We start from the raw sequence: 26,226 nt of genomic DNA, 5'->3' as shown, positions 1-26,226 counted from the left end.
GCCGGCCGGCTCAGCCGACAGCCGCCGTCACCATGATCTCGACGCGATATTGGTCACCGGCAAGCCGCGCTTCCACCGTGGCGCGCACCGGCATGGCGCTGCGGTCGATCCAGGCATCCCAGGCCGTGTTCATCATCTCGAAATCGGCAATGTCGCGCAGCCATATCTGGGCGCTGAGCAGCTTCGACTTGTCGCTGCCGGCCTTGGCCAGAAGCGCGTCGATCTTGGCAAGGATCTGCTTCGTCTGGCTGGTGGTGTCGCCGGAAAGATCGTCGGCGGTCAGACCGGCGACATAGACGGTGCCGTTGTAGCGCAACACCCGGCAGAAGCGCTGTCCGTTTTCAAGGCGCTCGATCGTCATCCTGTTCCCTTCCGCTGGTTCTTTTAAAGTTTGGCTTTGCCTATGGTACGGAGGGTGCAAAACCACTGTAAAGCCCGCAGACGGGCGAGAAGCCGCTTTCCTTGATCCACATGGCCAAAAAAATTATGGCCATAGCCGTACCAATCTTCGTTTGTAGCGGACGCCGCAACGTGTAGCCTGCCATAGGGCTGCCATCGATCAACGGTGCCGCCAAGGGGAGCCACCGCAGCCGTATCCATGAGGTCGATCGCCCAATCCGCGATGCGGCTCTGGCAAAATGCAGAGCGCTCCCGCGCCATGCTGCCGATCATGGTCGGCATTTGCCTCGCCTGTATCGGCAGCGCCATGCTTTCCACCGCCGTATCGTTGCATCTCGGCAGGCCCGGCATTTCTCCGCAAGTCGTGCAAATCGTGCTGACCGCCTATCCCGTCGGTTTCCTCATCGGCTGCCTGATCGCGCGCCCGACGGTAGCCCAGTACGGCCACGAGCGAACTTTCGTTGCCATTCTCGTCCTTGCGCTGCTGGCGGCTTCCGGCTTTGTCTTCACCGATTTCCTGCCGAGCTGGATCTGCTTCCGTTTGCTCGGCGGCCTGTCGATGGGATCGCTGTTCGTGGTCTGCGAAAGCTGGATCAACCTTTATGCCGAGCAGCACAATCGCGGCGCGCTGTTTTCACTCTACATGCTGACGACGGCAATCGCGGTGCTGCTCGGGCAGGTCCTTGTCGGACTGGTCGGCCCGCAATCGCCTCACTTGTTCCCGGTCGCCGCCGCGACGGTGCTCCTGGCGCTGATTTCCAAATTCATCGGCGGGCGCTGGCCGGCGCTGCCCGTCATCGCTCCGGAGCACACCGGCTCGACAACGCCGGTCAAACGGCTTGGCCCGCTGGCGCTTTTCCGGCTGGCGCCGGTGACCGTCGTCGCCATCTTCCAGGGCGGCATCACCAATATGAACATCTTCGTGCTGACGCCGATCTATGGCACGCAGATCGGACTGTCGGCAGCGACGACGGTCGGGCTGGTCACCACCGTCAGCATTGCCGGCATGCTGGCACAGACGCCCGTCGGCTGGCTGTCGGACAGATTTGAGCGGCGGGTCATACTGCTTGTCCAGGGCGTGCTGTCCGTCACGCTCTGCGCTGCAATCGCCTGGCTCGGCAATTTTTCAGAGCCGCTGCTCTTCGTCCTGTTCTTCCTCTACGGCGCAACGGCGCTCACCGTCTATCCGGTGGCGATGGCGTTCGGTGCCTCGCAATTGCACAGCCGGCATATGGTCGGCGCCTCCGGCACCCTGCTCCTGCTCTATTCGATCGGCAATGTCGCGACGCCCGGCATTTCCGCCGGCCTGATGCAGCATATGGGCGCGCCCGCCATGTTCCTGCTGCTCGGCGGCGGCGCCGTGCTGGTGACGCTAGCCGCATGCTACAATCTCCTGCGCCGCCCGGTCCGCGCGGCGACCCTGCATACGATCGAGGAGCAGGTCTGATGGCAGAGATGAACCGGCTTGAAGGCAAAGTCATCCTGATCGCGGGTGCGGCCAGCGGCATAGGTGCGGCGATCGCCCGACGCTGCATTGACGAAGGCGCGAAAATCGTCTGCGCCGACTACGATCTCGAGCCGGCAACCAGGCTTGCCGAAGCACTCGGATCTTCCGCGGCCGCTTGCCAATGCGACGTGACGAAGATCGAGTCCGCCAAGGCTGCCGTCGACTTCGCGCATCAAAAATTCGGCCGGCTTGACGGGCTGGTGCACAACGCCGCAGCACCCTCGACCAGCGCCACCGTCGTCAATCTCGATGAGAGCGCCTGGCGCCACGAGATCGATGTCGGCCTGACCGGCGCCTTCCTGATGAGCAAATTCGCCGTGCCGCTGATTGCCGCCAGCGGCGGCGGCTCGGTCGTCTTCATCGGCTCGCAATTCGGCCGTGTCGCCACCACCAGGGCCGCCGCCTATTGCGCCGCCAAGGCCGGACTGATCCATCTCGCCAAGGCGATGGCCGTCGATCACGCGCCCGACAAGGTCCGCGTCAACAGCCTGTCGCCGGGCGCCGTGGCGACGACGCGGCTGCTGCGCCGATTTGCCGATTTTGAAGCCGCCAATGCCGGCCTCGGCCCCGCCCATCTGCTCGGCCGCATCGCCGAACCCGAAGAGATCGCCGCCGCGGCCGCTTTCCTGCTTTCGTCCGACGCGTCCTTCGTCACCGGATCCGACATGCTCGTGGATGGCGGCTATGCGACGCGCTGATCTCGCGCTTTCAAAGGAGTTTGCATGACCCTGCTCGTTACCGGCGGCACCGGCTTTGTCATGAGCGTGGTCGCGCGCGCCTGGCTGGACCGAGACCCACAGGCTCGCGCCGTCATTCTTGATCGGTCCGGCCTTGACGCGGCAGCCGAAAAGCATTTCGCTCCGGTGCGCGACCGTCTCACGGTGATCTCAGCCGATATTCTCGATCCAAGCGCCTGGTCCGCGACGCTCGACAGCCAAGGCATCACGGCCATCGTGCATGGCGCGACGATCACGCCGATCTCGCGCGGCAGCGCCTCGGAAGCAAAGCGCCAGCCTGAAGCGGAGGACCCGGCCCACATCGTCGACGTCAATCTCATGGGCACCGTGCGGATGCTGGACTGGGCGCGCGCAAAGCCGGACCTGAAGCGCTTCGTCTATGTCAGTTCCGGTTCGGTTTACCGCCACAACGGGCCTGACTGGAGCAACGAACCGCTGCCGGAAGACGGCTATGTCGCGCCGCTGACACTCTACGGCATTTCGAAATTCGCCGCCGAGATGGTCACCAACCGCTATGCCGACCTGTTCGGCCTGTCGGCGGTGTCGGTGCGGCTTTCTTCCGTCTACGGTCCGATGGACCGCGCGACCGAGAGCCGCAATTTCCGCCATGTTCCCAATCGCGTCGCGCATATGGCTCTGGCCGGCGAGACGATCCGGCCGAACAGTCTCGAACCCGTCGGCGATTACGTCACCTCGACCGACGTTGCCGCCGCGATCCTGGCGCTGATCGATGCACCGCGCCTCAACTACCGCCACTACAACATCGGCTCCGGCTCCAGCCAGACCATCGGCGAGATCATCGGCTGGGCAAAGGAATGCGTGCCCGGTCTGAAGGCCGAGGTGACATCAGGCGACGATGCCAACATCGTCCAGGATGTCAGGCTGAAAGGCGGCATGTGGGGCGCCTATGACATCGCCCGCATCCTTCGCGACACCGCGTGGCGGCCGCGTCCTGGCAAGGAAGCGTTCCACGCCTACATGGACTGGATTGTCGCCAACGAAAGCTGAGCCAACAATTCAGAGGAGAACAGCCGATGCCGACCGATCCGCAGCAAGCGCCGCAGCCGCGTGACTTCGTCGGCTACGGTCCGCGTCCGCCTTTCGTCACCTGGCCGGGCGGCGTCAAGCTCGCCGTCAATCTCGTGCTCAACTACGAGGAAGGCTCGGAATACAACTGGCTGGAGGATGGCCGCAACGACAATTGGGGCGAATATAATCTCACGTCCAGCCCAACGGTGCGCGACCTCGGCACCGAGACGCATTTCGAATATGGCAGCCGCGCCGGCGTCTGGCGCCTGGCCAGACTGTTCGACCGCTACGACATCCCGGTCACCATTTCCGCTTGCGCCGTGGCGCTGCAGCGCAATCCGCCCTTCGTCGAATGGATGAAGGCCCGCCGCCACGATCTGCTCGGCCACGGCCTGCGCTGGATCGACTATACGACGATGGAGCGCGCAGAAGAAAAGCGCCATCTGCATGAGGCGATAGCGCTTTACGAGAAGCTGCTGGGACGGCGGCCGCTGGGCTGGAACTGCCGCTCGTTGCCCAGCGTCAACACGCGCCACCTCTTGGTAGAGGAAGGCGGCTTCCTCTACCACTCCGATCCCTGCAATGACGACCTGCCCTATTTCCTCGACCACCAAGGAACCGAGATCCTTGTCGTCCCCTATTCCAAAACGCTGAACGACAGCCGCTATCTCGTCGCTCCCGGCTACAGCAATCCGCGCGACTTCGCCGAGGACTGCCGCTCGGCGATCGACTACATGCTCGGCGAAGCCGACGAGACCGGCGGCCGCATGCTGACGATCGGCATCCATGCGCGCTGGATGGGCCAGCCCAACCGGGCATCAGGCCTGCGCGAGGTGATCGAGCACATCCAGAACAGCGACGGCGCCGCCTTCATGCGCCGTGAGGATATCGCTCGTTTCTGGCTTGCGAACCATGCCCGCTTCGAGCAGCGCGGCTGACGGCATGTTCGAAACGTTGATCCGCGGTGGGACGGTAGTGAACGCCGAAAGGCTCAGCCGCAGTGACATCGGCATTGCCGGAGGCAAGATCGCGGCGCTCATCGCACCGGGCGAAGCGGCCGAAGCCGAGATAGTCATCGACGCTTCAGGCTGCTTCCTGCTGCCCGGCCTCGTCGATGCGCACGCGCATCTGCGCGATCCAGGCGTGACCCACAAGGAGGACTTTTCCTCCGGCACGCATGCGGCGGCACTCGGCGGCGTGACCACGGTGCTCGACATGCCGACGGATGAGCCTTGGACGGCCACTGCCGAGCAGCTTGCAGAGAAAATGGCGCTCGCTGGAGGCCGCCTCCATGTCGATGTCGGCCTGCAGGCCGTGGTCAGCCGCGACCTGTCGCTCATCCCTCGCCTGCTCGATCGCAAGCCGGTCTCGTTCGAACTTTTCACCGCCGACGTGCCGGACGCCTTCCTGTTCGCAACGCCCGACGCGGTCGCGGAAGCGCTGAAGGCGCTCGACGGCGCCGACACGCTGATCGGCATCTCTCCCGGCGATCAATCGATCCTGACCGGCAGCATGGCGCGTGATCGCTCCGGCAGCATCGCGGCCTTCCTGGACAGCCGCCCGCCGCTGGCGGAAGCCAGCGGCATTGCAAGGGCGCTCGTCGCCGCTGCCTCGGCCGAAGCAAAAATCCATGTCCGCCAGATCAACTCCGAGCTTGGCGTCGAGACCTGGAGCCGGTTGCGCGGCATGGCCGACGCCAGCGTCGAAACCACGCCGCAGAACCTGTTCTTCACCGCCGCAGATTACGAGACGCAGGGCGCCAATCTAAAGGCTTCGCCGCCCTTGCGCGCGCCGCACGATGTCGACGCGCTGCGCGCCGCGCTCGGCGCCGGGCTGATCGATATCGTCGCCACCGATCATGCCCCGCATGCGCCGGCCGAGAAGGCGGCGCACTATGCGGCTTTCGCCGAGATTCCTGGCGGCATGCCGGGACTGCAGACACTGCTTTTCACCATGCTGAAGCTGGTCGATGAAGGGCTCATCGCCCTGCCCGACTTGGTGCGCATGTGCGCCAGCAATCCGGCCGAGCGCTTCGGTCTTGGTCAGCGCAAGGGAAAGATCGCCGCCGGCTACGATGCCGATCTGCTGATCCTCGATCCGCGCCAGTCCAGTTCCATATCCAACGCCGAGCAAGTCTCCCGCGCGGCCTATACGCCCTTCGATGGCTGGACGGTCAAAGCGGGGCTGGTGAGCGTCTTCCTGCGCGGCCGTGAGATCGTGCGAAAGGGCAAGCTGATCGCATCGACATTTGGAACCATCGTCACCCGGGAAAGCTGAACATCATGCCCCTGCTCGCCGACAAGATCGCCATCGTCACCGGAGGCAGTTCCGGCATCGGCCGCGCGATTGCGCTGAAATTCGCGGCGGAGGGCGCCAGCGTCGTCATCGCCGACACGGTCGAGCAGCCGATCGAAGGTGGCGAGAGCACCGTGGCGTTGATCCGCTCGTCCGGTAGCGCTGCCATCTACATCCAAACCGACATCTCTGACTGGAATGCCGTCGATGCTTTGGTCGCTGCAACGGTCGCGCATTTCGGCCGGCTCGACGTGATGGTCAACAACGCCGCGATCTACACCAGCACCAACCTGATCGACACCACGCCGGAGCAGTGGCAGCGGGTCATCGGCGTCAACCTCACCGGCTTCTTCTATTGCTCGAAGCGCGCCGTCATGCAGATGCTGACCCAGGCGCCGGTCAATGACGTGCGCGGCCGCATCATCAACATCTCCTCGCAGCACGGCATGGTCGCCTGCCCCGGCGACCTCCCCTACTCGGTCAGCAAAGGCGGCATCGTCCAGATGACGCGCCAGATCGCCGTCGACCACGCCGACGACCTGATAGTCTGCAACGCCATTGCGCCCGGCAAGATCATCACCGGCAAGCCGGGTGTCGCCAACGATCCCGACGCGCTCGACTATTCGCGCCGCCGCACACCGTGGCCACGGCTCGGACATCCGGACGACGTCGCGGGCTCGGCATTGTTCCTTGCCAGCGATATGGCGAGCTACGTCACCGGCATCAACCTGATGGTCGATGGCGGCTGGATGGCGGGCTGACGGGACCGCTCCAGGTCTACTCCGCCGTCAGAGCCGTGACTTCCCGGCGGAACGGTAGGGCGTCACCTATGTCAGCTTCGTCCAGCTCACGCGCGAAACGATGGCCGGCATAGGTCGCCCAGGCGATCGGCCCGGGCGCCTCTGCATCGCCGATGACCTTGATCGAGCGGATGCCATTGCCGGCCCATTCGTCGCGCCGCGCTTTCAGCTCGCGCCAGATCGCGTCGTCCTGCAGGCGCGATGTCACCAGCACCACGGCGTCGGCGGCGATGTCGCGTCCGGCGCCGGTATAGGCGCAAGCCGTGGCGACGCCATCCGGCACGATGCGCGTCACAATCCGGTTCAGCACGATGTCGACGCCGAGCTCGGCCAGACGGCGGTGGATGGCGCCCTGCTCCAGCGTGTTGCGGGTCCAGTCCGAGACATAGGCCGATGGCGTCACCAGCGTCACCTTCGCGCCGTTGCGCGCCATCAGCTCGGCCAGAACGCCGCCCATATAGTAATGGTCGTCGTCGAACAGTACGACGTTACCGGTCGGTACATTGCCGCCCATCAGATCGTCCGGCGTGTAGACCGGCATCGCCGGGTCGATCGGCATCGGCACGACATGGGCGCGCGCCACGCCGTCGCGGCGCCATGTCGAGCCGGTGGCAAGCGCAATGTTCTGAAAGCCGAAGGCCAGGATATCCTGCGCCGACAACCGGCTTTCGAAATAGATGTCGACATTGGACATCTGGCTGAGCTGGTACTGGCGATAGTCGCGCACGCGGCCCCAGGCAGACAGCCCAGGCAGGCGGCATTCGCGCGCCACGCGGCCGCCGAGCTCGGTGCCGGCCTCGGCGATTGCCACCTGGTAACCGCGCAGGCCCAGCGCGCGGGCGGCCTCCAGCCCGGCCGGGCCGGCGCCGACGATCAGCACGCTGTCGCTGTCGCCCTTGGCCTGCATGCGTTCGGGATGCCAGCCCTTGCGCCACTCCTCCATGAAGGTCGGGTTCTGCGTGCAGCGCGAGATCGACATGGTCATGTCGCCGGTAATGCAGATGTTGCAGCCGATGCATTCGCGAATGTCCTCGATGCGCCCCTCCTCCACCTTCCTCGGCAGGAACGGGTCGGCGATCGACGGGCGTGCGCAGCCGATGAAATCGAGCGTGCCGGATCTGATCATCCTGACCATGACATCGGGCGAGGTGAAGCGGCCGACGCCGACGACCGGCTTCGAGGTCAGCTTCTTGATCCCGGACACCAGGCTCTCCTGCGCGCCCTCCTCCTTGAAGCGCGACGGCCCCGAGCAATCCTCCCAGGCGCCGTGCGCCAGATCCCAAAGGTCCGGCAGGTCGGCATGCATCTCGATCATGTCGCGGACTTCCGAGTTGGCAAAGCCAAGCTCGCCGATCATCTCGTCCAGCGACAGCCTGAGCGTCAGGCCGCACGTATCGCCAATGGCATCGCGGCCTTCCTCGATCAGCTCGCGCATCAGCCGCGAGCGGTTTTCCAGCGAGCCGCCATATTCGTCGCTTCGCTGGTTGGTGGCGGTGGACAGGAAGTGCTGAATGATGCCGAAACCATGCGCGCCGTAAAGACAGACCAGGTCGAAACCCGCCTGCTTCGCGCGCTTGAAGGCGTTGCGGTGCCAGCGCCGCAGATCGCGTATATCCTGCCTGTCCATGGCGCGCGCCTGCACCGGGTCGTTGGTGAAGGTGCGGATCGGCAAGGCGGACGGTCCGCGCGGCACTTCCTTGGTGTAGAGGTTCGGGCCGTTGATGCCGGAATAGGCGAGCTGGATGCCGGCCAGCGCGCCATGCTGGTGCATCGCCTTGGCCATTTTCGCCAGCGCCGGAATGTCCGCGTCGTCCCACAGCCTGAGCTCGATGAAGGGCGTGATCTCGGAGGTATGGTGCATCTCCGTCTGCTCGGTGAAGATGACGCCCCAGCCGCCTTCGGACTTCATGCGCCGCATCTCGGCCGCGGCCGAAGGATCGCGATAGCCGCCGCCATTGCAATGCGGCACCTGGTAGAAGCGGTTCTTGGCGGTGACCGGGCCTATCTTCATCGGCTCGAACAGAATGTCGTAGCGTGGGTCGCGCATATAAGCTTCCTTGGTCCTACCTCTGCCGAGACTACTCATAAGTTGGCGCAGCCGCGGGAAAACTACGGATTTCTTCTGCGCCGATTAGGACGCGCCTAATCGCGCATACACGGATTAGCCTGCGATAAACCGGGGCTGAGCCAAATGCGACTTCAACGCCGCCGCGCCGCGATGCTACACAGCCGGTTGCGGCAATGGGAAAAGAAATGGACAGCACCACGATCCTCGAACGGCTGATCGCCTTCCCGACGGTCAGCCGCGACTCCAATCTCGATCTCATCGGCTATGCGGCGGAGTTTCTGGGAGCGAACGGCATTGCCTGCCAGATCATCCCCAGCGCCGACGGTCACAAGGCCAATCTGTTTGCCACCATCGGCCCGGCCGACAGGCCCGGCGTGATGCTATCGGGCCATACCGACGTCGTACCCGTCGACGGCCAGAACTGGACGCTGCCGCCCTTCGCCATGACCGCGCGCGACGGCAAGCTCTTCGGGCGCGGCGCGGCGGATATGAAAGGGTTCGTAGCCTCAGCGCTCGCTGCCTGCCTCAAGACCTCGAAGATGCAGCTTCGCACGCCTTTGCATCTGGCGCTCTCCTACGACGAGGAGGTCGGCTGCCTGGGCGTGCGCGACCTGATCGAGATGCTGAACGCCGCGCCGCAACGCCCGCTTTTGTGCATCGTCGGCGAGCCGACCAACATGCAAGTGGCGACAGGCCACAAGGGCAAACTCGCGGCGCGCGCTCTCTGCAAGGGACGCGAAGGCCATTCGGCCCTCGCCCCCTTGGCGCTCAACGCCATCCATCTCGGTTGCGATTTCGTGCGGGCCCTGCGCGACGAACAGGACCGGCTGGCCCGCGACGGCGCCCGCGACGGCGACTACGACATCTCCTACACGACCGTGCATGTCGGCAAGATCAATGCCGGCGTGGCGCTCAACATCGTGCCCAATCTTTGCCAGGTCGATTTCGAGATCCGCAACGTTGCCGCCGACGATGCGATGGTCATTCTGGACCGGTTGCGCGACGCCGCCGCACACATTGCCCGGGATGCCGCCTCGATCGCCGCCGAAGCTGCTATCGACATCGAGATCACCAACACCTATCCGGGCCTCGACACTCCGGCCGCATCGGAAGCCGTGGCCTTCGTCAAATCATTGACCGGCGCCAACAACACCATGAAGGTCGCTTTCGGCACCGAGGGCGGTTTGTTCAGCCGCGATCTCGGCACGCCGGCCGTCGTCTGTGGTCCGGGTTCGATGGCGCAGGGGCACAAGCCGGACGAATTCGTCAGCGTCGAGCAGCTGCGGCGTTGCGACGAGATGCTGGAAAGGCTGCTGTCGCGGCTCGCCGACGGCTGGCCGTGATCTTCCTTATTTCACGATGCGTCCGGTGCCGAAGACGCCCTGCTCCAGGACGAAACGCCGACAGTGCTCGATGAAGGCCTGCACAGTCAGTGTGCGGTGCTCGGCATTGGGCAGGGCAATGCCCATGGTCAGCGGCCTGAGATCGCCCAGCAAGGGCACGAACACCAGCAATTTGCCATCCGGCGACATGGTGTTGAGCGGCCGCATATTGGCGATGCCGTAGCCGAAGCCGTTGGCAACCATCGAGCGCATGACGGCGATGTCGCCGGTGCGCTCGGCGATCTTGGGTCGCAGACCCTGGAAGGCCGACAGGAAATATTCCCTGCTGTAAGGCAGGTCGAGCAGCACCATCGGTTCGTCGACCAGTTCCTCCGGCGTGATGCCGGCTTTCCCCGCCAGGCGATGCTCGGACGGCAGCATCACATAAGCCGGCAACTGGATCAGCGGCTCGAAAGTCATGTCCTGCGACAATTCGAGATCATAGGTCAGCGCGGCGTCGATTTCGCCACGCTGCAGCATCTCGAACAACTGCCCCTGGTTGCGCTCGAACTGCCTGAGGCGCACATCCGGATAGGCATCCTCGAACTTCCGGCGCAGCGCCGGCAGAACGATCTGCGCGAAGGTGAGCAGGCAGCCGATCGCCAGCGGTCCGCGCACCTTTTCGGCGATATCGCCGGCAATGTCGTGCAGCGCATCGGCATCGTTGAGCAGGCGCGCGGCTTCCTTGAGGAACAGGCGTCCGCCGGCGGTCAGCGCCAGCGCATGCGAATGCTTGCGCACGAAGAGCTGCACGCCGAACTCCGCCTCGAGCTGCGCGATCGACGCCGAGATCGACGGCGGCGAAACATTCACCTGCTCGGCCGCCTTGGCGATCGAACCCGCTTCGCCGACGGCGACGAAATATTCGAGTTGTCTGAGCGTGAAACGGAGCGGCATGGTCGCTATGTTGCCGGTTTGCAGCCGGTGATCAAGTCGCGGCCCTCAGTACTTGATCCAGGTGGTCTTCAGCGCGGTGTATTTGTCGAGCGCGTGCAGCGACAGGTCGCGTCCGAAGCCGGATTGCTTGAAGCCGCCGAACGGCGTCACCGGGCTCAGCGCATCGACAGTGTTCACCGACACCGTGCCCACTCGAAGCCGCTCGGCGAGGCGATGTGCCCGCGACAGGCTGTCGGTCCACAGCGACGCCGCCAACCCGTAGATGCTGTCATTGGCGATCCGCAGCGCCTCGTCTTCTGTGTCGAAGGCGATGACCGACAGCACCGGGCCGAAGATCTCATCGCGGGCAAGCGGATCGTCGGGCGAGACATTGTCGAAGATCGTCGGCTGCACGAAGCTGCCGCGCCCATCGACAGCGGTGCGCCCGCCGCCGGTGACCAGTCGTGCCGACTTCTTGCCGCCATCGATGAAACGCATGACAGTCGCGGCGTGCCGCGCATCGACCATTGCGCCCATCCTGGATGCCGGGTCGAGCGGATCGCCGGGCTGGGTCGCGGCCGCGCGCTCGGCCAATTTCTCGACCAATGCATCCTTCACTCCGCGCTCCACCAGCAGCCGGGAATTGGCCGAGCAGACCTGTCCCTGGTTGAAGAAGATGCCGAAGGCTGCCATGTCGGCGGCCGCATCCAGATCGGCGCAATCGGCAAACACCAGATTGGGGCTCTTGCCGCCGGTCTCCAGCCAGACCTGCTTCATATTCGACTGGCCGGAATACTGCAGGAACATCTTGCCGATGGCGGTCGAGCCGGTGAAGGCAAGGCAATCGACATCCATATGGCGGCCGAGCGCCTGGCCGGCCGTCTCGCCGAGACCGGGCACGACATTGAGCACACCGGCGGGCAAGCCCGCTTCCATGGCGAGTTCGGCCAGCCTCAACGCCGAGAAAGGCGATTGCTCGGCGGGTTTGAGCACCACCGAATTGCCAGCGGCCAACGCGGGCGCGCATTTCCAGGTCGCCATGTCGAGCGGGAAATTCCACGGCACGACCGCGCCAACGACGCCAAGCGGCTCGCGCCGCACCAGGGCCAAGTCGCCCTGGCCGGTCGGCGCCACCTCGTCATAGACCTTGTCGATCGCTTCGGCGTACCACTGGAAAATCGCGGCTGATCCCGGCACGTCGATGGTGGCGGCATCCTTGACCAGCTTGCCCATGTCGAGCGATTCCAGCAGCGCCAGTTCCTGCAGGTTTTCGCGCAGCAACCCGGCGAGCCGCAACAACACCTCTTTGCGATGCTGGGGGCTCGTTCGCGACCAGACGCCGGCCTCAAAACTGCGTCGTGCGGCCGCGACGGCAAGATCGATATCCTCCTCGCCGCAAGAGGCGACCTCGGCAAGCGTCGCTCCCGTGGCCGGATTGATGCTGGCGAAAGTCCGGCCGGAGCGCGCCGGCACCGCCATGCCGTCGATGAAGGCCTTATCGCGAAAACGGATCGCCGACGCCTTGCCGACCCATTCCTTATGGCTGAGTTCGCTCATCGTGGCTCCGGATTGTCGGGCTACTCGTCGCCGGGAACGCCGTAGCTCGGCGCATCGGACGGGTTGATCGCGCGGGTGACGTAGGCGTCGAGCTGCGGCTTGTAGATTTCCCACAGCGTTGCCAGTTGCTCGATCGGGCAATCTTCCGTCCAGTCGCAACGCAGGTCGGCAACGGGCCACGACACATCGCGGACCAGTTTCATGCCGGCGGACCGAACCGGTCCGGCCTCGCCACCAGCCTGAAGCGCGGCGCGCATCGTGGCGACCAGCCGATCGCCAAGATGGCCTTTTGAGGTAAGAAAAGCGTCGACCATGGCCTGGGGGACCCCGTCATTGGCCAGCAGATTGCCGCCACAGGCGACGTCCTCGCCGCGCGCTTCGGCCCAGATGCCGAGCGCTTTCGGTCCTGAATGAATGGCGCTGCCGCCGGTCGCATCGACCGCCAGCACCTGCCGGTATTCCGCGAACGCGGTGCGCTTCAGGATCGCCACGGCCTCGGCGGCGGAAGCGCCGCGCGCCATCAGCTCCAGTGCCCGCGGCCCGAGCGTCGGATCCGTGATGTTCTGGCTGGCGACGGCGCCGACGCCCGCTTGCGTGTAGGCGCAACGGGCAGCGACTGCCGGAGAAGAGGACGACACCGCGACCCCGAACATGCCGGTGCGGGTGCATCGCGCGACAATGGAGAAGGTCATGGCGATCAGTCCGGGATGACGGCGGTGCCGTCGATCTCGACCAGCCAGTCCGGCCGCGCCAGGGCCGACACGACAAGGCCGGTCGAAACCGGGTGCACGCCTTTGATGTATTCGCCCATCGTCCGGTAGACGGCTTCGCGATGGCGCACATCGGTGATGTAGACCACCACCTTGACCAGATGCTCCATCGTGCCGCCGCACTCCTCGATGAGCTGCCTGATGTTCTGCATGATCTTATGGGTCTGCTCGACCGGATCGTGGCTGTCGATGTTCTTGGCGGTGTCGAGATCCTGGGGGCACTGGCCGCGCAGATAGACGGTCCTGCCGCCGCGCGTGACAACCGCCTGGCAGAGATCATTGTCGAGCTTCTGCTCGGGATAGGTGTCCTTCGTGTTGAAGGTGCGGATTCTTGTATGCTTCATCTCGGTCTCCATCTGGTCGGGCTCGCGACCGTCGTCAGCGTTGGTCAGGCATCCACGGCCTCGCGCAGCGCGGCGGCGTGATAGGCCAGATATTTGCGCTGCGTCGAAATCCGGTCGGCGACATGCTTGGCATCGTGCCAGACGCCCCAAATGAAACTCGACCCTCTTCGCGACTGCCAGGGCAGGCCGAGAAAATAGATCCCGGGCTCGGTCGAGACGCCGCGCTGATGCCGTGGCCGGCCCTTCTGGTCAAAGGCATCGACCTTCAGCCAGCTGTAATCGACGGCAAAGCCTGTCGCCCAGATGATCGTTGCGATCCCGGCCGCGGCCAGGTCGAGCTCGCGGATCGGATTGGCCACGCAGTCCGGATCCGGCTCGATCCGGCGCAAAGCGGGTTCTTCCGGAAGGTCGAGGCCGTTGCGCGCGATATAGGCGTCGGCCTCGTCCAGCAGCGACATCAGGCTGGCGTCGCCGCGGGCGATGTTCTTCGCCAGGTCGGGCGCGAAGGTCAGCACGCCGTCCTGATATGTCTTGGTCATGCCGACCAGGGTCAGCCCCCGCGCCGCCAGCCGACGGAAATCGATCGTCTCGCCGCCGCGCGCGCCGCTCACGGCGATCGTGACATGTTCGGTGCCGGGTCCTGGCGTTTCGAGATCCCATTTGCCGAGAACGCCCAGCCACCAGCAGAAATCGCGGCCGCGATAGGCACGCGGCGGACGATCATGCGGACCGACCGAAAGATAGACGCGCCTTCCAGCGCGCTGAAGCTCGTCGGCGATCTGCACGCCCGACGATCCCGCCCCGACCACCAGCACCGCGCCCTTCGGCAACTGCCCGGGATTGCGGTAGGCGCTGGAATGGATCTGCAGGATACTCGCATCGCCGGGAACAAGCGCCGGGATGACCGGGACCTGGAACGGGCCGGTCGCGGCGACGATGCTGTTGGCTTCGATCACCCCATCCGACGTCTCGACGCGGAACCCCGGTCGCCCGACATTTCTTTGCGCGAGCTTGACCTCGACGCCGCAGCGGATCGGTGCGTTGATCTGCTTTGCGTAGGCGGCGAAATAGTCGGCAACCTCTTCCTTGGAAGGAAAGCCATCGGGACCCGTCACCGGAAATTCCATCCCCGGGAATCGATCATGCCAGGCCGGGCCATTGGCAACGAGTGAGTCCCACCGCTGCGAGCGCCAGCGCTCGGCGATCCGGCCGCGCTCGAGAACGAGATGCGGCACGCCGCATTTGCTCAGATGCTCGCTCATAGCCACCCCCGCCTGGCCACCGCCGACGACAAGCGTGTCTATCTTTTCCACCGACATTTCTGCGTCCTTTCCCCCCGAATTTTACGGCTGTGACGGAGCTCAGATCGTTGATGTACTTTAGGGGTCAGGGAGCGAAAATTACGATTTCACGTGGCAGTGGTTAGCTTGTCCCTAAATGCCGGGTCATGACCAAAAACAGCTTGAGCCTGGGACAGGATCGCGGTCGCCGCCTTCTCGCCGATCATCATGGAGGGCGCGTTGGTGTTGCCACCGATCAGCGTCGGCATGATCGAGGCGTCGGCCACGCGCAGATTGTCGAAGCCGCGCACCTTTAAGCCAGCTGGATCGACCACCGCCATCGCGTCGGTGCCCATCTTGGCGGTGCCGACCGGATGATAGACGGTCAGCGTCTCGGCGCGCAGATAAGCCAGGATTTCGTCGTCGCTGTTGACGTCTGGTCCAGGCAGGATTTCCGCGCCGCGAATGCCGGCAAAGACCGGTGAAGCCAGGATCGAACGCGCCACCTTGATGCCCTCGACAAGCGTCAGTGCGTCCTGCTCATTGCTGAAAAAGCGGTGATCGATCAGCACGTTGCAGCGGGTGCCGTCGCGCTCGAGCGTGATTTCGCCAACGCTCTTCGGACGCAGCACGCAGGTGTGCACGGCATAGCCGTGGCCATATTCGACCAGGCGCCCGCGATGGCTGCGATAACCCGGGACAAAATGGAACTGGATATCCGGCACGTCGCCGGCGTACTTCGTCTTCGCGAAGCCGCCCGCTTCGACATAATTGGTCGTCAGCATGCCCTTGCGCCGGCCGAAATACTGAAAGGGCGCGGCCAGCATCGCCGGCAGATTGGCGAGCGACAGACCAAGCGTTCGGCTGCTGTTCGATCGCACCGTGATCATGCCGTCGATATGGTCGCGCAAATTCTTGCCGACGCCCGGCACGTTGACGACCGGCTCTATGCCCGCCGCTTTCAAGTCGTCGGCCGGGCCGATGCCGGACGCAAGCAGGATGCGTGGCGAGCCTATGGCGCCCGCGCTCAGGATCACTTCGGCGCGGCATGCCAGCCGCTGGCTCGCTCCATCCTTGATCACATTGACGCCGGCGACGCGTCCGCTTTCAATCGCCAGGTCGAGCACCTCGACACCCGGGAGGACCTGAAGGTTCGGGCGGCCGAGAACCGGCCGGACGAAGGCGGTGTAGGCCGAGAAACGCTCACCCTTGTCCTGGGTGACGTTGTAGATCCCGAGGCCAAGCTGGCCATCGCCATTGAAGTCGCGGTTCTCCGGCAGGCCGATGCCTCGACCGGCCTCCACCCAAAGCCTGGACACGGCGTTTGGATCGCGCGGATCATCGACCAGCAGCTCGCCCTCGAAGCCGTGATAGGCCGGGTCCTGCGACAGGAGATTGCGTTCCAGTTTCTTGAACACGGGCAGCACGTCGGCATAGGACCATCCGGCGCAGCCGAGCGTCGCCCACTCATCGTAATCCTGTGCGGCGCCACGGATATAGACCATGGAGTTGATCGAGCTCGACCCGCCGAGCAGCTTGCCGCGGTTGACCGGTATGCGGCGGTTGTTGAGCAGCGGCTGCGGCACGCCCTTGTAGCCATAATCGAATTTCGGATTGCCGTAGAGCGAGAGGATGCCGGCCGGCACGCGCACCCTTGTGCGATCGTCGCTGCCGCCGGCCTCGATCAGGCAGACGCGGGTCGCGGGGTTGCCGCTCAGCCTGTTGGCCAGGACACAACCGGCCGAGCCGGCGCCGATGACGATATAGTCGAATTCCGCGGCTACGATGCTCATGCCATGCCTATTCGTGATCCACCCCTAAGACCGCGAGAATGCCTAGTGGTCGTCCTCTTCGTCATTCTTCAACAGCTCGAGGATCTCCCGTTTCATGGCGATGAAGCTCGGCTCCATCACCAGGTCCATGCTGCGCGGGCGCGAGAAGCCGACGCGGATTTCCTTCTTGATCTGACCTGGCCGGCCCGACATGACCAGCACCCGGTCCGCCAGCAGGATCGCTTCGTCGATGTCGTGGGTGACGAACAGCACCGTTTTCTTGGAGTGGTCCCAGATCCTCAGCAGAAGCCTCTGCATCGAATGGCGCGTCTGGCTGTCGAGCGCCCCGAACGGCTCGTCCATCAACAGCACTTCCGGATCGTTGGCTAGAGCGCGGGCAATCGCCACGCGCTGCTTCATGCCCCCCGACAGCTGCGACGGGTAATGGTTGGCGAATTTCGCCAGGCCGATCTCATGCAGGAAATGCTCGACGACGGCCCGGCGCTCCGCCGCGGCCATACCCTTGCGCTTCGGGCCGTATTCGACATTCTGCGCCACGGTAAGCCACGGAAACAGCGTATAGGCCTGGAACACCATGCCGCGGTCCGGACCCGGCTCGGTGACCGGTTTGCCGCCGACGGCGATCATGCCGCCGGTGCGCTCTTCGAGACCGGCGACCAGATAGAGCAGGCTCGACTTGCCGCAACCGGATGGACCGACGATGACGCAGAATTCGTTGGGCGCCACGTGGAACGAGATGCCATCCAGCGCCAGCACGGCGTTATCGCCTGTGCCGTACCGCAGCACCACATTGTCGATGCCGATGTCGGAGCTTTTCGGTTTCTTTTCGATTGTCAGGGCATCCATATGCGCGTTCCTCAATTGGCCCAGGGAGCGACGAGGCGGCGGATGCCCCGGAACAATTGGTCGGTGCAAAGACCAAGGATGCCGATCATGGCGATGGCCATGAAGATGACGTCGACCTGGAAACCGCGCATCGCCTTGAGCGAGATGTAGCCAAGCCCGCTGCGCGCGGCGACTAGCTCGGCGACGACGAGATAGGTCCAGGCCCAACCCATGGTGACACGCAGCACGTCGAGCACATTCGGCAATGTGGCCGGAAAGACGATGTGAAAGACCGTGTGGCTTCGCTTCGTGCCGAGCGTATAGGCGGCATTGACGAGGTCGCGCTGGACGCCGCGGGCGCTGTCGGCGATCATCACCATCTGCTGGAAGAAGATGCCGAAGATGATGACGGCGACGCGTTGCTCGATGCCGATGCCGATCCACAGGATGAACAGCGGCACAAAGGACGTCACCGGCAGGTAGCGTATGAAATTGACGAGCGGATCGAGCGCGGCCTGGACGATGCGGTAGGTGCCCATCGTCAGGCCAAGCGGCACCGCCACGATGCTTGAAAGGACGAAGCCGATCAGCACCACCTGGACGCTGGCGAACACGTGCTCCCACAAGGACCCGTCGAGCGCCATGCTGATGGTGGTGGACAACACGGATTCGGGGCGCGGCAGGAACATCTCCTTGACCGCTCCGGAATAAGTCAGCGCGAACCAGCCGCCGATGACCGCCGCCCAGACCAGAATGCTGAGCGCTATGGCCAGGGGGCGCGGCACCGCCCGGAAAGGCGTGGCGATGACTTTCAGGACCGATCGGCCGGCCTGACCTTTCTTAGCGCTTGTGGTCACGATATGGCCGATCGGAGACGTTGCATTTGGTGCCAATGTCACAGGAGAATCCTTTGGACCGCGCGGATCGGAGGCACGGAATTCGGGCCTCCGATCCGACCGGGTCATATTGCCTGGATTATTTTGTGAGGAAGGAAGGATCGACCAGGTCGTCGTATTTGATGTCCATCTTGAGCTTGCCGAAGCCGCCCCAGACGTCGCCACCCAGCTTGATCAGCTTGCCCGCTTCGCCGGTCTCACCGCCAGCGAAGAATTCGGCGTTACGCGCCTTGCCGTAAAAATTCACGCCGGCGGCGGAGGAGGCGAAATCCTTGGGATCCTTGAGCCAGCCGCCGACGCCCTTGGCCATCACCTCGTAAGCCTTCGCAGGATCTTTCTTGATGAGCTCATTGGCCTTGTAGAGGCCCTTCACCAGCGCCTCGACATCTTTCGGGTTCTTGTCGATGTAGTCGCAGTTCAGCGCCACCACGTCGACGATCAAGCCAGGCGTCTTCGAGGAATCGATCAGCACCTGACCCTTGTTCGCTTTCTTGGCCAGCGTCAGATGCGGCTCCCAGGTCACGGCAACAGGAATGCGATCGGCCATGAAGGCGGCGGCGGCATCATCCGCCGTCATGTTGGTGATCTTCACGTCGTTCTGGGTGAGACCGGCCTGCTTGAGCAGGATGTTGAACCAGAATTGCGACACCGAGCCTTCGTTCAGCCCGACTTCCATGCCTTTGAGGCCGGCAACGTCCTTGACCTCGCTTGGCGCCAGGATGCCGTCGCCGCCATGGCTGTCGTCGAGCGCATAGACCGATTTGAAGCAGTCGTCCTTAGAGCGGTATTTCATGATCTCGTCGACGGTCGAGGCGCTGCCGTCGAGCTCGCCGGCGGCGGCCGCCGCCATGTACATCGATGCTTCCTCGATGATCTCGAGCGAGACATCGAGGCCTCCTTCCTTGAAGTAGCCCATGTCGCGCGCCAGGAAGAGCGGCCCGTAGCCGACCCAGGTCGTCATGCCCAGTTTCATCGAGCCGGCTTCAGCGTGGAGGCTCACCGAAACGGCGCCCAAGGCAATCCCGGCCGCAAGCGCGGCCCGGCGAAATTTCGAGAATAGTGTCGTCATCACGTTCCCCTGTCATTTTCTGAGGTCAAGCGTCATCCCGCGCCGTAACAGACCCGCTTCGGGCTCATCGCCGAAGGCTGCCGGCCGAGGCTTTTTTCTGGTCTCTTTCAGCCGGCGGATGGAGCAAAGCACGCTGTGTGCGCTGCAAAAATAATGTTTTTCGATAATTCTGCTTAGGCTGGACCTAATCGGGGCCAGCGCTGTCGTGCTCGCGCGAATGGACACGCGTGGCGGCTCGCGGGGGACGGCGACAGAGGCGCTGCCGCCAGGCTGGACGGCCTCTCAGATCACCGCTTCTTCCAGGAAAGGCTCGTTACGCGGCACGCGCTCGTAGCGGAATGGCGACAGGTCCAGCGTCTGGAAGGCGCCGTGGACGATCAGCTCTGAAACGGCGCGGCCGACCGCCGGCGACTGCTGCAGGCCGTGGCCGGAGAAGCCGTTGGCGAACATGAAGTTCTTCACCTCGGGGTGGAAGCCGACAATACCGTTGTGGTCGAGCATGTTGTATTCGTAGTGACCGGTCCAGCTGGTCTGCACCTTCAGCGCGTCGAAGGCCGGGATGCGGTGCCAGAGCGCCGGCCAGATATAATCGTCGAACTCCTCGAAGTGCATTTCGAAGTCGTCATAGTCGGCCGGACCGTCGCCCTGCGGCGTGTTGCCGGTGAGGAAGAGCTCGCCTTCCGGCCGCACGAAGGTGCCTGAAAGGTCGATGACATTGGGCATTCGTCCCGGGATCGGGGTGGCGCTGGCGAAGACGAAGCTGTAGCGCTTGTAGGGCGCGACGGGGATCGAGAGCCCCGCCATGGCCGCGATCAGCTGCGCGCGCGGGCCGGCGGCGTTGACCAGGGTTCCGCAGCCGACCGTCTCGCCGGTCGCGAGACGCACGGAAGAGACCAGCCCGCCGGCAAAGTCGAGAGCGGTTACCGCGTTGTCGACATATTCGACGCCGCTCGCGCGAGCGGCGCGGCGAAAACCGTTCAGCAGGCCCATGGAATCGAACCAGCCCTCTTCGCGCGCGCCCCACGAGCCGCCGCCGAGATCGTCGACATTGAGCCAGGGGAAGCGCTCCTTCAACCGACCCGGTTCGAGGAAGACAGTGTGAGCGCCGAGGCTGCGCTGCAATTCGACGCGCTCGCGCGCCGCCTCGACGCCGTCCGGCGAGCAGCAATAGAGGTAGCCATGTTCCTTGAAGCCCAGATCAGGCGCCGGCTCGTCGGTATAGAAGGGCGCCATCCGTTCCCGGAAGCCGCGAATGATCTCGATGCCGAACTGGCTGATCTTCACATTGATCGGATTGGAATATTGCTGGCGGATAGCGCTGGTGGACAGCGCGGTCGAGGAAAACTCGTAGGTCGAGTCGCGCTCGACCACGAGGATCGAAGCCTTGCTACCCAGCGCCTGGCTCAGCCAGTAGGCGGTCGAGGAACCGACGACCGCGCCCCCGACGATGACGATGTCGTATGTCGAGCGCGACGGCGCCTTGTAGGGAGGGATAGCCATGAATTTTCCTATTGCTTGAATGAGGCGACCAGGGCGTCCGAGCCCCGTGCCAGCAAACCGAGGTCGGAACCGACGGCAACCATGCTGAACCCGTCGGCGAGATAGCGGTCGGCATCGGCCTTCACCGCGGCCAGGATGCCGCTGGCCTTGCCCGCCGCGGCAGCGGCCTTGCGCACCGAGGCGATCGCTTCCTGGACATGCGCGGCACCCGGACTGCCCATCGCGCCCATATTGGTCGAGAGATCGCCCGGCCCAACGAACAGAACATCGACGCCGTCCACCGCCGCGATGGCGGCGGCATTGGCCACGCCGGCTTCATCCTCGATCTGCACCGCCAGCAGTTGCTGCTCGCGCGCCTTGGCATGATAGCCCGCGATGCGGCCGAAGGCGTTGGCTCGATGGCCGACCGAGAAGCCGCGGAAGCCGCCCGGAGCATAGGTCATGGCGGCGACGATGGCCCTCGCCTGGTCTGCCGTCCGCACGTTGGGGATCATCAGGCTGCGGGCGCCGACATCCAGCGCCTGCTTGATCAGGTTGGGGTCGTCCGACGGCAGGCGCACAACGGCTTCACACGGAAACGCCGCCGCGACCTGCAATTGCGCCATGATGCTGCGTAGATCGTTCGGGCTGTGCTCGCCGTCGATCAACAGCCAGTCCGCTCCGGCGCCGGCCACGATCTCGGTGGTAAGCGCGGAAGCCAGCGAGCACCAGATGCCGATCTGCGGCCGGCCAGCCCTCGCCGCTGCCTTCAGCGAATTGATCCGCTCCTGCATTTTGCAATCGCCCTCCGGGTGCATTGAAATTTGTATGATGTCCTATATCATACGGCCAACTTGAGCTGCAAGACTTTCAAATGGAAAGGGATGACCGATGCGCGGAACTGGCAAGGCGGACGTCTTCGTGATGCTGGCCCACCCTGTGGGACACGCGAAGAGCCCCGGCATGTTCAACGAGATTTTCGAGCAGAAAGGGCTCGACAGCCTGATGGTGCCGCTGAGCTGCCGTCCGGAGGATCTCGACACCTTCTGGGCCGGCATCACGGCGGCGGAAAACATCCGCGGCGTGATCATATCGGTGCCCTACAAGGTCGCGGTCTATCACAAATGCGCTTCTGCCCATGACCGCGCCGCGCGGGTGCAAAGCGCCAACTCGGTGCGCCGGCAAGCGGATGGCACCTGGTATGCCGACAATTTCGACGGCGTCGGCTTCATCGACGGGCTGAAGGCAGGCGGCCACCGGATCGCCGGCCGACGCATTCTCCAGGTTGGTGCCGGCGGCGCCGGATCGTCGCTGACCTATTGCCTGGCCGAGGAGGGTGCCGCGGAAATCCGTCTCGCCGACATCGATCGCGAGCGCGCCGCGAAACTTGCCGCGCTGGTCGGCAAGTCGTTTCCCAGCTGCCGCACCGAGGTTGGGGGACCGGATCCCTCCGGCATGGACATGGCGATCAACGCGACGCCTTCGGGGCTGAAAGCCGGCGATCCGCTGCCGATGGATGTAAGCAAGCTGACGCCGGACATGACTGTGGTCGACATCATCATGGAGCCGGCCGAGACGGCGCTGCTCAAGGCGGCGAAGGAGATCGGCTGCAGAATCCAGCCCGGGCGCCCGATGATGGATTTCCAGGTCGAAGCGATGTCCGCCTTCTTCGACATCGAGCGCAAGGACCGCAGCCATGGCTGATGCGTCGATCGCTGTCGTCATCGGCGGCACATCCGGCATCGGCCGCGCGATCGCCTTGCGCTTCGCCGAGGGCGGCTACCAGGTGGTGGTCGCCGGCAGGGACGCCGAACGAGGCCAGCAGACGGCTGCCGCCTGCGCCAGCGAGGGCTCGCCGCGCACGCTGTTCGTCCAGACCGACGTCGCCGATCCGGCCTCCATCGAGGCGCTGGCGCAAGCTGTGACGGATGCGTTCGGCACGCCTCACATCGTCGTCAACTGCGCCGGCATCCTGCAAAGCGGCAAGCATGTCCTCGACCAGGATCTGGAAGAAGACGAAAGGATGTGGCGGGTGAACTATCGCGGCACGCTGCTGGGTTGCCAGGTGTTCGGCCGGCTGATGTCGGCGGCCGGACGCGGCGCCATCCTCAATGTCGGCTCGCTCGCCTCCTTCGCGCCGCTGTCGCTGCCCGCCTATACGCCCGGCAAGCATGCCGTGCTGGCACTGACCCAGATGCTGGCGGCGGAGCTTGGCCCGCACGGAGTGCGCGTCAACGCGGTGGCGCCCGGCTACACACTCTCCGATGGGCTGAAAGCCAGGATCGCCAAGGGCGAGCGCAACCCCGAAGCCATCCAGGCGACCACGGCGCTGCGCCGCTTCGTCGAGCCGCGCGACGTTGCCGAGGCGGCACTTTTCCTGTGCTCGGATCGCGCGGCGTCGATCACCGGCGTCACTTTACCGGTCGATGCCGGCTGGCTCGTCCAGGCGCCCTACGCGCAATACCTGCAGGGCAATCCGATCCGACGGACAGCGGCGGTTTGAATGGTTTTGCCGGTTCGGGCATGATCCCGAATCTGGCGAGGGAGACTGATGACGAAGCGCAAGCCGCTTTCCACCGTCGTGGCGGAGAGCCTGTCTGAAAAGATCCGGTCCGGCCGGTTGCTGCCTGGCGCGCAACTGCCGACGGAAGCGGAGCTTTGCGCCGAATATGACGTCAGCCGGACCGTCGTTCGCGAAGCGGTGGCGCGGCTGCGCTCCGAAGGCATGGTGGTGCCGCAGCAGGGTCGAGGCATGTTCGTCAGCGAAACGCCGGCGCCGCGCAAATTCTCGATACCGGATGAGACGCTGAGAACCTTGCCGGAAACCATCGCCTTGCTCGAACTGAGGCTGAGCGTCGAAGTGGAATCCGCGGGGCTGTGCGCCGAACGCCGGACCGACAAGGAAGTCGGTGATATAAGAGCCATGATGGATGAGATCGACGCCCGCCACGCCGATCCTGCCGCTGTCCAGATCCATTACGATTATGATTTTCATCTCGCGATCGCCAAGGCGGCGCGCAATGAATTTATCCACGGCTTCCTGAGCTGTCTCGGGCCGATGATCGTACCGCGTTTCCAGCTCGGCTACGTGGTCGAGCCGGCGCTGAAGGACAGCTACTACGCGCGCATACACAGCGAGCACAAGGCGATTGTCGATGCCATCGAAAGGCAGGACGGCCGCGCTGCCCGCCAGGCTATGCGCAAGCATCTGCAAAACAGCCTGGGGCGCGTGCGGGCTCTGGCAAAGGCCTCAGGCGTCGAGGCAACCGAGGCGGAGCAGAAAGCCGCAGCAGCCTCGCTTTTCACGGAGCTGAGAAAGCCCTTGCCCGCGGCAAGATAGGCCCCGCCGGTTTCGGCGCCGACGCGCGATCGACCGTCCGTTTGCGAAAGCCATGTTTTTTCTTGATCAGCCGCCGAGAGACCAGTTCCGCGCGCTCAAGACACTGTTTTCCTTTCGCTATCTTTCCCTGGCCGCCGCACAGACGCGTTGGAATATTCCGACCGCAGGAAAGGCTTTCGAAAGTTTATCTTTCCTTTTTGCTGGTTTTCTTGGTTTCGCGGCACCGGCCAGCGCCGCACACTGAAAGCCAGGCAAATGGGGAAGTCCACGTGACGACAGCCTTCATCACAGGTGCGACGAGCGGCATAGGGCGGGCCATGGCGATCGCGTTGAGCGATGCCGGCTACGACGTCTATGCGGTCGGCCGCAGCAAGGCCGCGCTCAAGGAATTGCAGGCCGAGCGTCCAGGCATCGTGCCGATCGCCGTCGACGTCACCGACCGCGATGCGCTGGAAGCGGTGTTGGCCGATGTCACCATCGACGTCTTGATCAACAATGCCGGCATCATGCCGCCGCTCGGCAATTTCGCCGACATGAAGATCGCCGATATCGACGCCACGCTGGAGATCAACCTCAGCGCCGCGATCCTACTCACCCGCCTTGTCGTGCCGCAGATGCGCGAGCGCCAATCCGGCCACATCCTGTTCACCGGCTCCGTCGCCGGCCATGCGGCTTTCTCCAACATTGCCGTCTATGCAGCCACCAAAGCAGCGATCTCCGGCTTCGCCGGCGCGCTGCGCGCCGACCTCTCCCCGTTCGGCATACGCGTCACCGAGATCGTCGCCGGCCGTGTCGAGACACAACTCTATCAAAGCATCCTCGACGCCGACGCGCGCGCAGCCATGTACTCCAGCAAGGTGGTGCAGCCGGATGACGTGGCCAGGATGGTCGTCGCGGTGCTCGCCTTGCCCGCATGGGCCGACGTCACCCGTTTCGACATCATGCCGACCTGGCCGACCTCGCCGAGCGGCACCAAGTAAGGAAAACTCTACATGAAGGATCTATCCGTTCTGATCGTTGGTGGCGGCGCCGGTCTCGGCGCGCTTCTGGCCAACATGGCTGTCGAGGCAGGCGCGGCCAAGATCGGCATCATCGACATCAACCAGCAAGCGGCCGAAGGCGCGCTTAACCCCGCCAAGGCCAAAGGCCTGCCGACCGCGGCCGCGGCATGCGACATCCAGGTCGGCCCGCAATCTCACGCCGCCTTCGAAGCCATCGTCGCGAGGCTCGGGCGCATCGACACGCTGATCAACTGCGCCGCGATTTATCCGCGCCGTCCGCTGCTCGAGATCACCGACGCCGATTGGGACGCCTCCAACGGCATCAACATCAAGGGCACCTACCACATGATGGTGGCGGCGGTGCGCCACATGCAGACGCAGGAGCCCAAGACGCATGTGCGCGGCCGCATCGTCAACCTGACGTCCGTCGACGCCTTCAAGGCGCATCCGCAGAACGCTCATTACGCGGCGACCAAGGCCGCCGTCGTCTCGCTGACGCGGTCCTTTGCACACCACGTCGCCAAGGACGGGATCCTGGTGAATTCGGTGGCGCCGGCCGGCATGGCGACGGAGAAGGCAAAGGCGCTCGGCTTCCTCGAGGAGTTAGCCAAGGCAAGCCCGCTCGGCCGTGGCGCCGAACCGACCGAGATCGCCGAATGGGTGCTGATGACCGGTGGACCGAAGAACACCTACATGACCGGTGAAAACGTAATCGTCTCAGGTGGTTACATCTATGCTTGAATCAATTTCGACAGCTGGACGCGGCTGACATTCAGCAG

General features: G+C 64.3%; 27 protein-coding genes. 13 read left to right on the top strand and 14 right to left on the bottom strand.

Features of this window, described 5'->3' with window-relative positions; all coding sequences use genetic code 11:
• Positions 1 to 10: 10 nt before the first annotated feature.
• On the bottom strand, positions 11 to 361 hold the full coding sequence (locus AB6802_RS10655) for a RidA family protein (RefSeq protein WP_041007422.1): 351 nt from the start codon (positions 359 to 361) through the stop codon (positions 11 to 13).
• Positions 362 to 384: 23 nt separating this feature from the next.
• On the bottom strand, positions 385 to 681 hold the full coding sequence (locus AB6802_RS10650) for a hypothetical protein (RefSeq protein ID WP_371010060.1): 297 nt from the start codon (positions 679 to 681) through the stop codon (positions 385 to 387).
• Between AB6802_RS10650 and AB6802_RS10645 the strand changes: the two genes are divergently transcribed.
• The 6 genes from AB6802_RS10645 to AB6802_RS10620 are packed head-to-tail and all read left to right on the top strand — an operon-like array spanning position 659 to position 6,728.
• Positions 659 to 1,846 (top strand): MFS transporter, encoded by a 1,188-nt coding sequence (locus AB6802_RS10645; RefSeq protein WP_371010059.1) that lies wholly within the window; start codon positions 659 to 661, stop codon positions 1,844 to 1,846. The two genes, AB6802_RS10650 and AB6802_RS10645, sit on opposite strands and share 23 nt — an antisense overlap.
• Positions 1,846 to 2,604, top strand: coding sequence for an SDR family NAD(P)-dependent oxidoreductase (locus AB6802_RS10640; protein ID WP_371010058.1), 759 nt, complete (start codon positions 1,846 to 1,848; stop codon positions 2,602 to 2,604). The genes AB6802_RS10645 and AB6802_RS10640 overlap by 1 nt, the downstream gene beginning before the upstream one ends.
• A gap of 24 nt (positions 2,605 to 2,628) precedes the next feature.
• Positions 2,629 to 3,651 (top strand): NAD-dependent epimerase/dehydratase family protein, encoded by a 1,023-nt coding sequence (locus AB6802_RS10635; protein ID WP_371010057.1) that lies wholly within the window; start codon positions 2,629 to 2,631, stop codon positions 3,649 to 3,651.
• A gap of 26 nt (positions 3,652 to 3,677) precedes the next feature.
• Positions 3,678 to 4,610 carry a polysaccharide deacetylase family protein gene (locus AB6802_RS10630; RefSeq protein ID WP_371010056.1) on the top strand — a complete coding sequence of 311 codons (933 nt, stop codon included), beginning with the start codon at positions 3,678 to 3,680 and terminating at the stop codon, positions 4,608 to 4,610.
• A 4-nt stretch (positions 4,611 to 4,614) separates the two neighbouring features.
• On the top strand, positions 4,615 to 5,949 hold the full coding sequence (locus AB6802_RS10625) for a dihydroorotase family protein (RefSeq protein ID WP_371010055.1): 1,335 nt from the start codon (positions 4,615 to 4,617) through the stop codon (positions 5,947 to 5,949).
• Between the two features lie 5 nt (positions 5,950 to 5,954).
• Entirely contained in the window at positions 5,955 to 6,728 is a 774-nt protein-coding gene (locus AB6802_RS10620) for an SDR family NAD(P)-dependent oxidoreductase (RefSeq protein ID WP_371010054.1), read from the top strand.
• Between the two features lie 16 nt (positions 6,729 to 6,744).
• Here the strand turns inward: AB6802_RS10620 and AB6802_RS10615 are convergent, their stop codons facing one another.
• The gene (locus tag AB6802_RS10615) at positions 6,745 to 8,814 is read right to left on the bottom strand and encodes an NAD(P)-binding protein (protein WP_371010053.1); all 2,070 of its coding nucleotides are present in this window, start codon (positions 8,812 to 8,814) and stop codon (positions 6,745 to 6,747) included.
• 206 nt (positions 8,815 to 9,020) lie between these two features.
• On the opposite strand from AB6802_RS10615, the gene argE reads away from it, so the two are divergent.
• A complete protein-coding gene (gene argE / locus AB6802_RS10610) occupies positions 9,021 to 10,178 on the top strand; it encodes an acetylornithine deacetylase (RefSeq protein WP_371010052.1) in 1,158 nt (385 codons plus the stop codon).
• Positions 10,179 to 10,184: 6 nt separating this feature from the next.
• Here the strand turns inward: argE and AB6802_RS10605 are convergent, their stop codons facing one another.
• The 11 genes from AB6802_RS10605 to AB6802_RS10555 all read right to left on the bottom strand — a co-directional run bounded on the left by AB6802_RS10605 (position 10,185) and on the right by AB6802_RS10555 (position 21,900).
• Positions 10,185 to 11,114 carry a LysR family transcriptional regulator gene (locus AB6802_RS10605; RefSeq protein WP_371010051.1) on the bottom strand — a complete coding sequence of 310 codons (930 nt, stop codon included), beginning with the start codon at positions 11,112 to 11,114 and terminating at the stop codon, positions 10,185 to 10,187.
• 45 nt (positions 11,115 to 11,159) lie between these two features.
• Positions 11,160 to 12,650, bottom strand: coding sequence for an aldehyde dehydrogenase (locus tag AB6802_RS10600; protein WP_371010050.1), 1,491 nt, complete (start codon positions 12,648 to 12,650; stop codon positions 11,160 to 11,162).
• Between the two features lie 20 nt (positions 12,651 to 12,670).
• A complete protein-coding gene (locus tag AB6802_RS10595) occupies positions 12,671 to 13,342 on the bottom strand; it encodes a DUF1028 domain-containing protein (RefSeq protein ID WP_371010049.1) in 672 nt (223 codons plus the stop codon).
• 5 nt (positions 13,343 to 13,347) lie between these two features.
• Complete coding sequence (locus AB6802_RS10590) at positions 13,348 to 13,764, bottom strand: RidA family protein (protein WP_371010048.1); 417 nt, start codon at positions 13,762 to 13,764, stop codon at positions 13,348 to 13,350.
• A 44-nt stretch (positions 13,765 to 13,808) separates the two neighbouring features.
• Positions 13,809 to 15,083, bottom strand: coding sequence for a flavin-containing monooxygenase (locus AB6802_RS10585; protein WP_371010047.1), 1,275 nt, complete (start codon positions 15,081 to 15,083; stop codon positions 13,809 to 13,811).
• Between the two features lie 89 nt (positions 15,084 to 15,172).
• The gene (locus tag AB6802_RS10580) at positions 15,173 to 16,837 is read right to left on the bottom strand and encodes a GMC family oxidoreductase (RefSeq protein WP_371010046.1); all 1,665 of its coding nucleotides are present in this window, start codon (positions 16,835 to 16,837) and stop codon (positions 15,173 to 15,175) included.
• Between the two features lie 42 nt (positions 16,838 to 16,879).
• Positions 16,880 to 17,683: an ABC transporter ATP-binding protein gene (locus tag AB6802_RS10575; protein ID WP_371010045.1), complete on the bottom strand. Its 804-nt coding sequence runs from the start codon at positions 17,681 to 17,683 to the stop codon at positions 16,880 to 16,882.
• An 11-nt stretch (positions 17,684 to 17,694) separates the two neighbouring features.
• Positions 17,695 to 18,519 carry an ABC transporter permease gene (locus AB6802_RS10570; RefSeq protein WP_371010044.1) on the bottom strand — a complete coding sequence of 275 codons (825 nt, stop codon included), beginning with the start codon at positions 18,517 to 18,519 and terminating at the stop codon, positions 17,695 to 17,697.
• 118 nt (positions 18,520 to 18,637) lie between these two features.
• Positions 18,638 to 19,627, bottom strand: a complete 990-nt coding sequence (locus AB6802_RS10565) for an ABC transporter substrate-binding protein (protein WP_371010043.1) — start codon at positions 19,625 to 19,627, stop codon at positions 18,638 to 18,640.
• Between the two features lie 282 nt (positions 19,628 to 19,909).
• Complete coding sequence (locus AB6802_RS10560; RefSeq protein WP_371010042.1) at positions 19,910 to 21,127, bottom strand: NAD(P)/FAD-dependent oxidoreductase; 1,218 nt, start codon at positions 21,125 to 21,127, stop codon at positions 19,910 to 19,912.
• Between the two features lie 8 nt (positions 21,128 to 21,135).
• Entirely contained in the window at positions 21,136 to 21,900 is a 765-nt protein-coding gene (locus AB6802_RS10555; RefSeq protein ID WP_371010041.1) for an HpcH/HpaI aldolase/citrate lyase family protein, read from the bottom strand.
• A gap of 97 nt (positions 21,901 to 21,997) precedes the next feature.
• Between AB6802_RS10555 and AB6802_RS10550 the strand changes: the two genes are divergently transcribed.
• Genes AB6802_RS10550 through AB6802_RS10525 form a run of 6 tightly spaced genes read left to right on the top strand, consistent with a single transcriptional unit; the run spans position 21,998 to position 26,188 of the window.
• Complete coding sequence (locus AB6802_RS10550) at positions 21,998 to 22,810, top strand: shikimate dehydrogenase (RefSeq protein WP_371010040.1); 813 nt, start codon at positions 21,998 to 22,000, stop codon at positions 22,808 to 22,810.
• Positions 22,803 to 23,609, top strand: a complete 807-nt coding sequence (locus AB6802_RS10545; RefSeq protein ID WP_371010039.1) for an SDR family NAD(P)-dependent oxidoreductase — start codon at positions 22,803 to 22,805, stop codon at positions 23,607 to 23,609. Before AB6802_RS10550 ends, AB6802_RS10545 begins: the two co-directional genes overlap by 8 nt.
• A 48-nt stretch (positions 23,610 to 23,657) precedes the next feature.
• Positions 23,658 to 24,446, top strand: coding sequence for a FadR/GntR family transcriptional regulator (locus AB6802_RS10540; protein WP_371010038.1), 789 nt, complete (start codon positions 23,658 to 23,660; stop codon positions 24,444 to 24,446).
• Positions 24,447 to 24,498: 52 nt separating this feature from the next.
• Complete coding sequence (locus AB6802_RS10535) at positions 24,499 to 24,690, top strand: hypothetical protein (RefSeq protein WP_371010037.1); 192 nt, start codon at positions 24,499 to 24,501, stop codon at positions 24,688 to 24,690.
• A 25-nt stretch (positions 24,691 to 24,715) separates the two neighbouring features.
• Entirely contained in the window at positions 24,716 to 25,426 is a 711-nt protein-coding gene (locus AB6802_RS10530) for an SDR family oxidoreductase (protein ID WP_371010036.1), read from the top strand.
• Positions 25,427 to 25,438: 12 nt separating this feature from the next.
• Positions 25,439 to 26,188: an SDR family NAD(P)-dependent oxidoreductase gene (locus tag AB6802_RS10525; RefSeq protein ID WP_371010035.1), complete on the top strand. Its 750-nt coding sequence runs from the start codon at positions 25,439 to 25,441 to the stop codon at positions 26,186 to 26,188.
• Positions 26,189 to 26,226: the final 38 nt, after the last annotated feature.

It is taken from the genome of Mesorhizobium sp. RCC_202, from assembly GCF_041355295.1.
Taxonomy (GTDB): Bacteria; Pseudomonadota; Alphaproteobacteria; order Rhizobiales; family Rhizobiaceae; genus Mesorhizobium.
Note: the sequence above shows the minus strand (reverse complement) of the source record. Positions and strands in the feature narration are given on the sequence as shown.